This window comes from Veillonella sp. VA142 (assembly GCF_003992135.1).
Lineage (GTDB): Bacteria > Bacillota > Negativicutes > Veillonellales > Veillonellaceae > F0422.
In genome coordinates, this window is the sequence record NZ_RQVN01000033.1 from 1 (window position 1) to 12,594 (window position 12,594).

The 12,594-nt window shown below is 41.2% G+C and carries 10 protein-coding genes, 3 tRNA genes and 1 rRNA gene; 12 read left to right on the top strand and 2 right to left on the bottom strand.

The features are described 5' to 3' along the window. From rrf to EO117_RS08665, 10 genes are all read left to right on the top strand, one after another. Positions 1 to 103: ribosomal RNA gene (gene rrf / locus EO117_RS08620) — 5S ribosomal RNA — on the top strand; the annotation flags it as partial. A 110-nt stretch (positions 104 to 213) separates the two neighbouring features. Beyond that, positions 214 to 289: transfer RNA gene (locus tag EO117_RS08625), tRNA-Trp, on the top strand. Positions 290 to 303: 14 nt separating this feature from the next. Next, positions 304 to 380: transfer RNA gene (locus tag EO117_RS08630), tRNA-Arg, on the top strand. Between the two features lie 6 nt (positions 381 to 386). After that, positions 387 to 470 (top strand) — tRNA-Leu (locus EO117_RS08635). A gap of 89 nt (positions 471 to 559) precedes the next feature. Next, on the top strand, positions 560 to 742 hold the full coding sequence (locus EO117_RS08640) for a hypothetical protein (protein WP_126940055.1): 183 nt from the start codon (positions 560 to 562) through the stop codon (positions 740 to 742). 163 nt (positions 743 to 905) lie between these two features. Then, entirely contained in the window at positions 906 to 4,187 is a 3,282-nt protein-coding gene (gene mfd / locus EO117_RS08645; protein ID WP_126940056.1) for a transcription-repair coupling factor, read from the top strand. A gap of 1 nt (position 4,188) precedes the next feature. Beyond that, a complete protein-coding gene (locus EO117_RS08650) occupies positions 4,189 to 5,733 on the top strand; it encodes a polysaccharide biosynthesis protein (protein ID WP_126940057.1) in 1,545 nt (514 codons plus the stop codon). After that, complete coding sequence (gene mazG / locus EO117_RS08655) at positions 5,730 to 6,533, top strand: nucleoside triphosphate pyrophosphohydrolase (RefSeq protein ID WP_126940058.1); 804 nt, start codon at positions 5,730 to 5,732, stop codon at positions 6,531 to 6,533. Before EO117_RS08650 ends, mazG begins: the two co-directional genes overlap by 4 nt. A gap of 36 nt (positions 6,534 to 6,569) precedes the next feature. Then, on the top strand, positions 6,570 to 6,869 hold the full coding sequence (locus EO117_RS08660) for an HU family DNA-binding protein (protein WP_126940059.1): 300 nt from the start codon (positions 6,570 to 6,572) through the stop codon (positions 6,867 to 6,869). Between the two features lie 233 nt (positions 6,870 to 7,102). Further along, the gene (locus EO117_RS08665; RefSeq protein ID WP_126940060.1) at positions 7,103 to 8,218 is read left to right on the top strand and encodes a glycosyltransferase; all 1,116 of its coding nucleotides are present in this window, start codon (positions 7,103 to 7,105) and stop codon (positions 8,216 to 8,218) included. A gap of 116 nt (positions 8,219 to 8,334) precedes the next feature. Here EO117_RS08665 and EO117_RS08670 read toward each other — a convergent pair whose 3' ends face one another. After that, positions 8,335 to 8,694 (bottom strand): hypothetical protein, encoded by a 360-nt coding sequence (locus EO117_RS08670; RefSeq protein ID WP_126940061.1) that lies wholly within the window; start codon positions 8,692 to 8,694, stop codon positions 8,335 to 8,337. 192 nt (positions 8,695 to 8,886) lie between these two features. On the opposite strand from EO117_RS08670, the gene EO117_RS08675 reads away from it, so the two are divergent. Next, positions 8,887 to 10,944 carry an ABC-F family ATP-binding cassette domain-containing protein gene (locus tag EO117_RS08675; protein WP_126940062.1) on the top strand — a complete coding sequence of 686 codons (2,058 nt, stop codon included), beginning with the start codon at positions 8,887 to 8,889 and terminating at the stop codon, positions 10,942 to 10,944. A 204-nt stretch (positions 10,945 to 11,148) separates the two neighbouring features. Continuing rightward, positions 11,149 to 12,363, top strand: a complete 1,215-nt coding sequence (locus tag EO117_RS08680; protein ID WP_126940063.1) for a putative porin — start codon at positions 11,149 to 11,151, stop codon at positions 12,361 to 12,363. 96 nt (positions 12,364 to 12,459) lie between these two features. Here EO117_RS08680 and EO117_RS08685 read toward each other — a convergent pair. Next, a partial coding sequence (locus EO117_RS08685) for a transposase (protein WP_164727450.1) occupies positions 12,460 to 12,594 on the bottom strand: 135 nt, incomplete at its 5' end.

Sequence of the window (12,594 nt, forward strand, 5' to 3'; positions counted from 1 at the left end):
CTACGAGGAACCACCTGTTCCCATCCCGAACACAGTAGTTAAGCTCGTAAACGCCGAAAGTACTTGGCTGGAAACGGTCTGGGAGGATAGGAAGTTGCTGATTAAGATTAGCGGGGGCTAGCGTAAGCTAGCCCAGCTAAATACCTTGGTTCTGCTACAAGAATCACTTGACAAAGTATCAACTTTACGTTATACTGATTAAGTCGTAAAGATAGGGGTATAGCTCAATTGGTAGAGTAGCGGTCTCCAAAACCGTTGGTTGTGGGTTCAAGTCCTACTGCCCCTGCCAACTAAATTACATATGACTCAGTAGCTCAGCTGGATAGAGTGTTTGACTACGAATCAAAAGGTCGGGGGTTCGAATCCCTCCTGGGTCACCATCTTATGCGGGAGTGGCGGAATTGGCAGACGCACCAGACTTAGGATCTGGCGCCATTGGCGTGGGGGTTCAAGTCCCTTCTCCCGCACCAATTTAGAAGATAAGCGAATAGTTATATTCGCTTTTTTTGTATATGTATTGTAAAATAATGTTGATATATGTATTTTAAAGGAGGTTGCTATGAAAGTTACAGACTTAAGCTTTTTAGCATCTGCGATTTCTGGACTACGTGAAACGCGTTGGAACAAAGAAATATTCAAAGCCTTTTTCTTCGGTCTTACTGTTGGTGCGTATTTAATATATGCAGCCCTTCATTATATTGAAGAATCCACAAATACGGCGATTAAAGAAAATTTAGAATAATCATAGGGGCTATAGATGACTATAGCCCTTTTCTTGTATTCTATATATTTCATTGCGTGTATATATAATTTATAAAGTATATATAGTATATAATGATATGGAAATAACTATGCTAATGTAGCAAGGGCTACAGTAGGATAATTAATAGGAAAGGGAATGGTATATGTCGATGACATATAAACCTTTATTAGATATAGAAGGAACAATGAAAGATACCATAGATGCCTTTTATAAAAAAGGAACTACGCAAATCTATGGGTTAGGAGGTTCCCAGAAATCGTTTATCTATAGTCAAGCTATGATACACGATATACAACGACCGACTTTGATTGTGACTCATGATAAAGCACACAAGGAAATGTGGGAACGCGATATACAATGTCTGTTACCGGAGGCTAAGGTATTATCGTATCCTATTGTAGATCGAGCGCTTTCACAGTGGACCGCAAAGAGTTTAGACACGCAGGCTAAACGGATGGAAGCCTTAGGGAATCTAGCTTTAGACAAGCCTGTGATTGTATTGGCTACGGTGGAAGAGGCAAGTCAGTTTGTAGATGCACCTTCTACTGTGTTGGACCATATGATAACTCTACAAGTAGAGCAGGATGTTGATCAGCAACATCTATTGGAACAATTAGTGCAAATTGGATATGAACGAGTGGACCAGGTGGAATATCGTGGTCATTTTAGCGTGCGTGGAGATATTTTAGATGTTTTTTCTATCCAAAGTGAATCCCCTTATCGCATTGAGTTTTTCGGGGATACTATTGACACGATGCGTCAATTCAATGTGGATACACAACGATCCATGGGGGAAACTGAGGAATGTATGATTCTACCTATCCACGCAGATAGCGATGAGGAAGGTTACTCTATACTTTCCTACTTAGACGAAGGGTTACTAATTTTAGATGAGCCAAAACGGTTAGAGGAAGCCTTAGGAAAAGTTCATAAAGAAGATTCGATGAATGAAGAGTTATATATGCTTTGGAAGGATTGGAAAGCATCTTCTAAGGCTTATAGCACTATTTTATTCAGTATGATGCAACGATCAGCAGGGTGGGGCAAGGTGCAAACTATCGGTATGATGGGAAAATCCATCGCTTCTTATGAACGACAGATTCCTATGCTCATGGATGATATTAAGTTTAATGCTTCTTTAGAACGTCAAATTGTGTTGGTCTTGCATAATCAGCAACGCCGTGAAGCCATAGAAAATGCCTTACTAGAGAATAAGATTTCCTATGTGCATCGAGAGCAGTGGGAATGGACAGCCCCCGCTGTGCTCATTGTGGATGGTATTCTTTCAGAGGGATTTGAATTATCGCATTCTAATCTGACCGTTATCACAGAAGGGAATATATTCGGCTTTCAGAAGAGAAAAATTCGGAAGAAGGTAGAAAAGGGTCAGGAGATTAAATATTTTACCGATATTAGTGTAGGTGATTATGTTGTGCATAGCATTCACGGTATTGGTAAATATCGAGGGCTCAAAACCATTGAGACGGAAGGTATTCATCGAGACTACATTGAAATCGATTATGCTGGTACGGATCGATTATTTTTGCCAGCAGACCATCTGGACCAACTGCAAAAATATATTGGTAATGAAGGGGTTACCCCGAAATTACACAAAATGGGCGGTAAGGAATGGATTAAAACCAAAACGAAAGCCCAAAAATCCATTGATGATTTAGCGGATACCTTGGTGGAGCTCTATGCAAAACGTGAGCTTATTGATGGATTTGCATTCTTGCCGGACCAACCGTGGCAACGAGAGTTTGAAGACCAATTCCCTTATGAAGAAACAGAAGACCAATTACAGGCCATACAAGAAATTAAGGAATCCATGGAATTGCCACGCCCTATGGATCGGCTGTTATGCGGGGACGTAGGATTTGGCAAAACAGAAGTGGCTATGCGGGCTATGTTCAAAGCTGTCATGAGTGGGAAGCAAGTGGCCATGCTAGTACCAACTACAGTATTATCGGAGCAACATTATAAAACATTCTTGTACCGGTTTTCACAATTTGGCATACGTGTAGAAGTACTAAATCGATTCCGTTCTGCTAAAGAGAAAAAGGATATTATCAAGGCCGTACAAGAAGGACAAGTAGATATCTTAATTGGAACCCACGCGTTGCTTAATAAAAAAATTCAATTTAAAAAGCTAGGTCTGTTAGTTGTGGATGAAGAACAACGATTCGGGGTAGCACAAAAAGAAAAATGGAAACAATGGGCTACCAATATTGATATTTTAACGCTCAGTGCCACACCGATTCCACGGACTTTACATATGTCCTTGGTGGGGGTTCGTGAAATGAGTGTGATCCATACACCGCCAATGGAGCGGTTGCCAGTGCAAACCTATGTGGTCGAGTTCGACATGCAAGTAGTAACGGAAGCTATCCGCCGTGAGCTGCAACGAGGTGGACAAGTATACTTTGTGTATAACAAGGTACAGTCTATTACACATATGGAAGAGCAGTTGCAACGTGCCATGCCGGACCTACGCATTGCTGTGGCGCATGGACAAATGGCAGGGACTATGATGGAACATGTGATGCAGGACTTTACAGAAGGCCAATATGATGTACTCCTATGTACGAGTATTATCGAAACGGGCTTAGATATTCCAAATGCCAATACCATTATTATTTACGATGCAGACCATTTGGGACTTTCACAGTTGTACCAAATGCGAGGACGAGTAGGACGGTCCAGCCAGAGGGCCTATGCATACTTCATGTATCGTCCCGATAAGGTATTAAATGAAAGCGCAGAAAAGCGGTTGAAAGCCATCCAAGAGTTTACCGAATTAGGAGCAGGATTTAAGTTAGCCATGCGAGATATGGAAATTCGAGGAGCGGGCAATTTATTAGGGGCCCAACAGCATGGTAATATTGCTGCCGTTGGCTTTGCTATGTATGCAGCCATGTTAGAAGAGGCTATCGCAAAAGCGCAGAAAAAAGATATGCCAGAACGGGCATTGCCAGCACCAGTGGTGGATGTAGGCATTGATGCTTTCATTGATAGTGCTTACATTCATGATGAGGCACGTAAGATTTCAGTGTACCAACGATTGCTACAAATTGATACAAAAGCTGGCTTAGATGATTTTGTAGATGAATTAATTGATCGATTTGGATCACCCACAAAACCTGTAGAACGCTTAATTAAGTTAGCAGGCATTAAGGAGCGAGCTAGAGCGTTAGGTATGAAGAGTGTCATTCGGAAAGAGGCAAATATTTTATTTACTTGGCAAGATGAATCGAAGATGGAAGACTGGGATATGGGCGCCATCAGTGAAGAGATATGGAAACATATGAAACATCGTGGGTCAAATCCAACTGTCTGGTCCTATACCTTACAATCTGGTGATGTGATTCGACAGGTAGAACAAGTGATGAGTGAGTTTGAACGGAAACTTCCAAAGGAGGGTTAATATGACGGGATTTATGAAAGGAGCTATGATCTTAACCGTAGCAGGGCTACTGGTGAAAGTCATAGGTGCCATTAGTAAGGTCATCGTAGCCCGCATTTTGGGAGGAGAAGGGGTTGGACTGTACCAAATGGCATATTCCCTATACCAGCTCATCATTAGTATTGGAGCTGCGGGTTTGCCAGTGGCTATTTCCATTATGATTGCTCGTAAAGTAGGACAAGAGGACTTTCGAGGAGCACGGCATATCTTCAAGGTTGCATTGACCACTATGGGGCTTATGGGAGTATTGCTCAGTATAGGATTTTATGTTACCATACCCTATGTTATCGATGTAGGGTTAATTACAGATAATCGGGCAGAGGGAGCCTTATTGGCAGTAGCACCTGCCATTGGTATTGTATCCTTGCTGGCGTGTTTTCGTGGCTACTTTCAAGGATTTCAAAATATGTTACCAACGGGTATATCTCAAGTGTGTGAGCAATTAGGGCGAGTCCTAGTCATGGTGGGAGCAGCTATGTATTTCTTGCCACAAGGCATTGAGCTGGCATCAAGCCGTGCTGCCTTATCTTCTGTCATCGGCGTAGGCTTAGGTTTAGTGGTGTTGCTCTATTATTATGGACGAGAACCTAAATTAAAGGGACAAAACTATGCGCTAGAATCACGGAAATCGATTATAAAAGAATTAATTGTCTTAGCGGTTCCTGTGGCGTTGGCGAATATTATGATACCTCTCATAGGAGCTATCGACTTGTGGTTGGTACCACAACAGCTAATACTGTCGGGATACGGTAAGGAAGAGGCGACTACAGCCTTTGGATATTTGACAGGCATGGCTACTTCCTTAATTAGCTTACCTGTGATCGTGACCATGTCCTTAGCCACTAGTTTAGTACCAGCCATATCGAGATTACATAGGGAGCGAGATAAGCAGGAAATCCATCATCGCATGGGAACGGCGCTACGAATGACGAATATTGTGACCATTCCTGCCTTTGTGGGATTATGTGTATTAGCGACGCCTATTTCTCAAATGATGTTTGATACGCCTCATGCAGGGGGTGCCATTGCTGTCCTCAGTGCCAGTATTTGGTTACTAGGAGTACAGCAAGTGACAACAGGGGCTTTACAGGGCTTAGGACGTACGGCAGTCCCTATGTTTACCTTACTGTTAGGGGCTGTACTAAAAATCTTATTAAATCTATATTTAACACCTGCCTGGGGGATTGAAGGGGCTGCATGGGCTACTAATATAGATTTTGGTGTGGCAGCTGTGGCCAATTTATATATACTCTATCGCAGCACATCGTTCCAAGTTTCTTTCATAGAAATAGGGAAAATACTATTTTCCTCTTTGGCTATGGGCGGTGGTACTGTGATGGTATATAATTTTGTAAGTACCATGATATCTAATACAATGAGCGTGGCACTATCTATTGTTCTGGGAATTGTATTCTATATGGTGGCACTGAGCATCACGAAGACAATGGACTTAAAAGAATTTAAAAGTTTGGCGAAGCAAGCTATGAAGAAAGGAAAATCTAAATGAGTCAAAAAGAAATGAGTCCCTTTACCTTGGATCCTTTAGTAGATGTGTTAGCAGAATTACGAGGTCCTAATGGATGTTCTTGGGATAAATTACAAACCCATAGTTCCTTGCGTAGATATTTATTGGAAGAAGTGTATGAAACCTTAGAAGCTATCGACGAAAAGAATATAGATCACTTACGAGAAGAATTAGGTGATTTGTTGTTACAAATTGTATTTCATGCACGAGTAGCAGAGGAAAATGGACATTTTACCATGCAAGATGTGGTGGATGATATTACGGCAAAAATGGTTCGTCGTCATCCTCACGTATTTCAAACAGCAGACCGAGAAACGGTAGGTAGTACATTAGCGACCTGGGAAGAATTGAAAGCAAAAGAAAAGGGCCATGAGCGCACATCTATTTTGGATGGAATTTCTCCAGGCTTACCTGCTCTGTTACGAGCTCAAAAGTTGCAAGAGAAAGCGAGTAAAGTAGGATTTGATTGGCCTACGGAAGAAGGGGTATGGGCTAAATTTTATGAAGAAATAGATGAATTTAAACAAGAAATATTCAAAAAAGATATAGAAAAAGCAGAAGAAGAGGGCGGAGATGTACTTTTTTCCTTGATAAATCTGTTTAAATGGTATAAAATAGTCGGAGAAAACGCACTACACCGCACAAACACAAAGTTTATACAGCGATTTTCCTACGTGGAACAAGAGGTTCAACGAAGTGGGAAAAAATGGGAGGACTTTACTCTCAAAGAGTTGGATGGATTTTGGGAGGCGGCGAAGGCGAAACTTAACTCGCATGATTAAGTTTAAAAGAATACTATTTTTAAGGGAGGTTCAATCATGAACAAAACTGAATTAATTGCAAGCGTTGCAGCTAAAGCTGAATTGACAAAAAAAGATGCTGAAAAAGCAGTAAAAGCTTTATTCGACACAGTTGGTGAAGCATTAGCGAAAGAAGAAAAAGTACAAGTAATTGGTTTCGGTACTTTCGAAGTTCGTACTCGTGCTGAACGTGTTGGTCGCAACCCTCGTACAAAAGAAGAAATGACAATTCCAGCGTCCAAATCTCCAGCTTTCAAAGCAGGTAAACAATTAAAAGATCTTGTTAATGGACCAGCTGCGCCAGTTCGCAAAAAATAATTCAGGTCATTCCTAAGAGATGTAAAGAATGCTACCGTTCCTCTGTAAACTGATGATATATCAGATTTACTTTGGAATGGTAGCTTTTTTTGTTCCCTATGTTTAGATACAGCCACAGAAGAATCGGTTTTGTATCTCTTTTAATTTATGATAGAATAGACGTAATATAGTTTCTTAATAACTTCTGCAAGGTACGATCAATCCTTAGCATATATCTTAGGAAAGGAGGTCACATGGGACGACGTATTTTAATTGTATCTGCCTCAATTGGTACAGGCCATACGCAGGCAGCGCTAGCCATACAAGAATATTGGCAACAGAAAGATCCGAGTGCTGTCGTGCATCATGTAGATTTCCTGGGAACGGATACTTTTTCTTTCGATAATCTATTGAAAGAAACGTATTTTAAAATGCTTGACTTATTTCCTTTCCTCTATGATATTGTCTATCGCTGGTCGGGTACGGAATGGAAAGGAAGCGTAGCTCAAACCGTAGTGTCTTGGATGCTGAAAAATCGAATGGAAAAGCTCATCGAAAAGGAGCAACCAGATTTAATTGTATGTACGCATCCATTTCCTTGCGGTGCAGCGAGTGTGTTGAAACGGCATCGGAAAATTGATGTTCCTATTGCAGCGGTGATGACGGACTTTGCGGCCCACCAATTTTGGCGCTATGATGAAATCGATGCATATCATGTAGCAACGCCATCTATGGTATATGAAGTCTTGAATATGGGGGTGCCCCTAGAAAAAATTCATGTGACAGGTATTCCTATTATGCGTCATTTCTTTGAACCCCTAGAAGAACCCTATGGCAGTGATCAATGCAAACGTGTGTTGCTTATGGGTGGTGGTCTAGGGTTAGGCTGTGTAGAAGAAGCATTACAGCGTCTAGACCATGTACCGGGCATTGATGAAATCCATGTGGTAGCGGGGTTAAATGATGCTTTGTATAACTCACTGCATCATATGAAAGATTCCTTACGCACGCCTATTTCCATTTATGGATATACCAACGAGATTCCACAGCTGATGCGGAAAGCAACATTACTTGTGACAAAGCCGGGAGCACTAACTTGTATGGAAGGGGTTACTATAGGTGTACCCATGGTATTCTTTAATGCCATCCCTGGACAAGAGGAAGCCAACGCAGAACTGTTAGAACAAAAGGGCTGTGGCAAGTGGGCACGACATATTGAAAACTTGGATGATGTAGTCGGTGCTTTGTTACAAAATGAAGAACGGTTGCAAGCCATGCATGAAGCGGCCAAAGCTTGGAAAGTCGATGGGGCTGCGGAAATCGTAGCTGCTTGTGAAGAAATGATTGCATATAAGACAGAGAAAAATTAAATACAATAGGAAACTGTTGAGGCTAGAGTAGCAACGATTCTCTTAGCTATATAAGTTGAATAAGAAAGGCTGTCACACCATGTACAGAGTACATGGGATGACAGCCTTTTGCTGCATTACTCGCTATAGGAGTCCATTTCAGAATCGTAACGCTCGATGTTTTCATTGCGAATATCTTGCAATGTATCTAGCAATTCTTCTGCACTTTCTACGCGCAGGAATAATTCTTTCAATTCTTCGCCATTCGGAAGTGTTACGCTCCATTGAAATGTATCATTATCATCATACACAGAAACAATGACTGGCGTATCCATTGAAACAGGAATGCGTCCATCCTCATCGGAAACAATGGCATATTGACCATCTTCCTCTTCGCTACCATCAGATAGCTCGTACAATAGAACGTCCCGTTCGTCAATTTCTACAATTTCAAAACCAATATTTTCAAACTCTTGCTGAACCGTGTCAGTGTCCATGACAACCTCCTTATAAAATAATGAATAGATTATGTTTATTCTAATCCATGAAAGTGGGCGTGTCAATGCAAATCTACGGTTGACATACGTGTGCGTACATACTATAGTAAAGTCGGCAAATAGATAACATTTGAACGTTTTAACATACTACAAAGTGCATTAAAAGAAGAATTGGGAATTGTATAAACGAATATGAACATCTTAACATTACAACAAGTAGAAAAATCTTATGGTACGCGGCTCTTATTTAAAGATGTCAATTTGACTATAGAGTCTCACCATCGCATTGGTTTAATCGGCGTCAATGGAACGGGAAAAACGACGTTATTACAGGTCTTAGAAGGTATACAAGAACCAGATAAGGGCAGTATCGAGCGTAATGGGAAGGCTACCATACATCGGTTGGAGCAAGATCCATATATTGATGAAAGAGGTACCTTATTAGATAATGTGTTACTAGGGGACCATCCGAAACTTTCTCTGGTACGAGATTTTGAAAGAGCCTTACAAAATCCAGAATCACCGCAGTATATGAAATTACTAGCACGCATGGATGAAGAAGATGGTTGGACTGTGGAACAAGAAGCGAAAATGATTTTGACACGTTTGGGGTTTCACGATGTACAAGGCGCGGTAAAAAATTTGTCCGGTGGACAGCGCCGGCGATTGGCATTAGCTAGAGCCCTCGTGTATCCATGTGATTTGTTATTGCTAGACGAGCCGACAAACCATTTAGATGAAGCCACCATCGAATGGTTGGAACTGTATCTAAAAGAGCGAAAAGGAGCTGTCTTATTGAGTACACATGATCGTTATTTCTTGGATGCTGTGTGCAATACAATATGGGAATTGTCGAATCAGCGAATTTATGAATATCAGGAAACCTACGAGACCTATGTATCCTTGAAAGCAGAGCGAGAGGCTCAATTGGATGCCATTGAGGAAAAACGAAGAAAATTAATCGCTAGCGAACTGCAATGGGTACGCCGAGGTGCGAAGGCACGGACCACGAAACAGAAGGCACGGTTACAACGGTTTGAACAATTAAAGGCCATGGAGGAACGGCAGAAAACAGGCACCGTGGATCCCGTTGTGCTGGCAACACGGCTAGGCAATACCATATTCGATATAGAAGATATGTCCTTTTCCTATGACTCGGGACATGAGGTCATTTCGGATTTTACCTATCATATGGTGCGCCACGACCGTATTGGCGTGGTGGGTCCCAATGGGATTGGCAAGACAACGTTGATGAAGTTGTTTCAAGGTAGTATCGAACCGACAAAGGGGACTATGGGACGGGGTGAAACCGTTCGCATCGGATATTTCTCGCAAATGTTGCCGCACTTTAAAGAAGACCAACGGGTACTAGACTATATCCGAGAAAATCGTTCCTACCTGCATTTACCAGATGGTAGTTCCTTAAGTGCAGGCCAGTTGTTGGAACGGTTTTTATTTCCTCCATCCCATCATGGATTGCCGATCCGGAAACTGTCTGGGGGTGAAAAACGACGTCTATTTTTATTGCGCATTTTGATGGATGCACCGAACGTGCTCCTCTTGGACGAACCGACAAATGATTTAGATATTCCGACCCTAGAAGTGCTGGAGGATTTCTTAGATTCCTACAGTGGTATTGTTATTACCGTGTGTCATGATCGGTACTTCTTGGACCGTGTAGTGGACAAACTGTTTGTGTTTACTGGATCTGGTCACATTGAAGTCTACCATGGGGGATATTCCGATTATGTAGAGGATACGAAAACAACTGGTTCCATGGGTGGCGATACAAAACGTGGGGTGTTGCGCCATGCTGTGCAGGTAAACAGTTCGATGGCCCATGGGGTACAGGCAAACAGTGCGTTGAGTAATGCGGAACAAAACGTTGGTACAAATACTGCGTTCAGTGAAAGAAATCAAGCATATACAAATGCTAGTAGCATAGGAACTATGGCAGAGACGGACTCGGACACGCACGGTAGTATCAAACATGAGAAAACGATGGTATCAATCCGTGAAGCGGGCCTAGAGGGTAAAAAGAAACTAACTCTAGGGGAAATGAAAGAGTTGGAACAATTAGAACTGCGCATTGCGGAGTTAGAGGGACTGCTCAAGGCCTATGATGCCATGATTGCACAAGGAGGTAGCGACTATAGCGCTATTGAAAGTACCGTGAAAGAACAAGAACAAGTGGCAGAAGAGTTAGAAGTGAGTACCTTGCGGTGGATGGAATTGGAGGAGAGAAAATAAGAAAAATTTCTGAAAAATATTTGCAATTACTAACTATGTATGATATGATTGCTATGTATAAAATTGAATATAAGTTGAGGAAAAGTATACTCAAAGTTGTATCTATGTGAGGAAACGTGGACACTCCAATGAACAATTATGAAGTATACTGAGACTTAATTGTATTCACAATATTTTATTTATTTTCATTGAGAGGTAATTATCATGAAAAAACATTTAGCAGTGTTAGCTGCAACAGCAGTATTGGGTGTAACTTCTGCATTCGCAGCAAATCCATTCTCCGATGTAACTCCACAAGATTGGGCATACCAAGCAGTAGCTCAATTGGCAGCACAAGGCGTAGTAAACGGCTACCCAGATGGCACTTTCCAAGGCCAACACAACATCACTCGTTATGAAATGGCTCAAATGGTTGCTAAAGCTATGGCTCATCAAGAACGTGTTGACGGTGAACAAAATGCTATCATCAACCGTTTAGCTAACGAATTCTCCGCTGAATTGAACACATTAGGCGTTCGTGTTTCCACTTTGGAAAACAAAGTAGGAAACTTCAAGTTCACTGGTGATGCTCGTCTTCGTTACGATGCTTCTAATGATGGAAGAGATTCTAAATTCACATATCGTGGTCGTGTAAAATTTGAAACAACAGTAAACGACAATACTAAAGCAGTTGTTCGTCTTGCAAGTGGTAAAGAATTTGGCGAAAATAACGAAAAAAATACTACACAAGCTACTATTGACCGCGTATATGTAAAGCATAACTTTGGTAAATACGCTACAGCAACAGTAGGTCGTCAAGATTTAGTAGTAGGAGCTGGTCTTGCATTTGATGGTGCTTTTGAAGGCGTAGTTGCTACAGCTGGTAAAAATAAATTAAATGGATCTGTTGCATACGGTTACTTACAAGGTGGAAAATATACTGGCTTGAAGCTTAACGGTGAACGTAAAGACAATGCACAAGTATCTGTATATCAATTAAATTATAATCCAACTGCAAAAGTAGCTGTAAAAGGCTTCTATGCTGATTTGCATGAAAAAAATGTAGATAATGTATATGGCGCAGCTCTAGACCTTAAATTAGGTAATAAAGTAACTGCTGGCGGTGAATATGTAAAAGCAGAAACTCAAGGTGCGAGTGGTGAAGCTTGGACAGCAAGTTTAGGCTATGGTAACTATAACATGTCTAAACAAGGCACTTGGAATGTTAAAGGTCAATACTACGATATTAAAGCTGGAGCTCCTGTAATTGATTCTACATTGAGTTTTGTCGGTACAAACCAAAAAGGTGTATTGGCAACAGCTAAATATGCAGTAGCTAAAAACGTAGGTCTTGCTGCAACTGCTACAATTGATACAAAAGATCAAGACAATAAAGGTAAAGCAGAAACCTATCGTGCAGATATTAACTACAAATTCTAATTTGAACGGTAAGAATAGAAAAAGAACTCCTTCGGGGGTTCTTTTTTCTGGCTCTTTGTCAAATGTGGGGGCTACTCATATAAAAAGTTCTTAGCACTAGCTATTCAAATAGCTAGTGCTATTCTTTTTGCTTAATAGAAGTATACGAACTCTAAAGCGTTCAAAATGGCGCAACCCATAACTTATTCTCTTTAACACTTTAATGTTATTATTACATCCTTCTGTAAACCC

What these genes read in the sequence shown, in the direction of transcription:
- EO117_RS08660 (WP_126940059.1), top strand. Translation starts at nt 6,570, where the DNA reads ATGAACAAAACTGAATTAATTGCAAGCGTTGCAGCTAAAGCTGAATTG.
- mfd (WP_126940056.1), top strand. Translation starts at nt 906, where the DNA reads ATGTCGATGACATATAAACCTTTATTAGATATAGAAGGAACAATGAAA.
- EO117_RS08670 (WP_126940061.1), bottom strand. Translation starts at nt 8,694, where the DNA reads ATGGACACTGACACGGTTCAGCAAGAGTTTGAAAATATTGGTTTTGAA.
- EO117_RS08640 (WP_126940055.1), top strand. Translation starts at nt 560, where the DNA reads ATGAAAGTTACAGACTTAAGCTTTTTAGCATCTGCGATTTCTGGACTA.
- EO117_RS08675 (WP_126940062.1), top strand. Translation starts at nt 8,887, where the DNA reads ATGAACATCTTAACATTACAACAAGTAGAAAAATCTTATGGTACGCGG.
- EO117_RS08680 (WP_126940063.1), top strand. Translation starts at nt 11,149, where the DNA reads ATGAAAAAACATTTAGCAGTGTTAGCTGCAACAGCAGTATTGGGTGTA.
- EO117_RS08665 (WP_126940060.1), top strand. Translation starts at nt 7,103, where the DNA reads ATGGGACGACGTATTTTAATTGTATCTGCCTCAATTGGTACAGGCCAT.
- mazG (WP_126940058.1), top strand. Translation starts at nt 5,730, where the DNA reads ATGAGTCAAAAAGAAATGAGTCCCTTTACCTTGGATCCTTTAGTAGAT.
- EO117_RS08650 (WP_126940057.1), top strand. Translation starts at nt 4,189, where the DNA reads ATGACGGGATTTATGAAAGGAGCTATGATCTTAACCGTAGCAGGGCTA.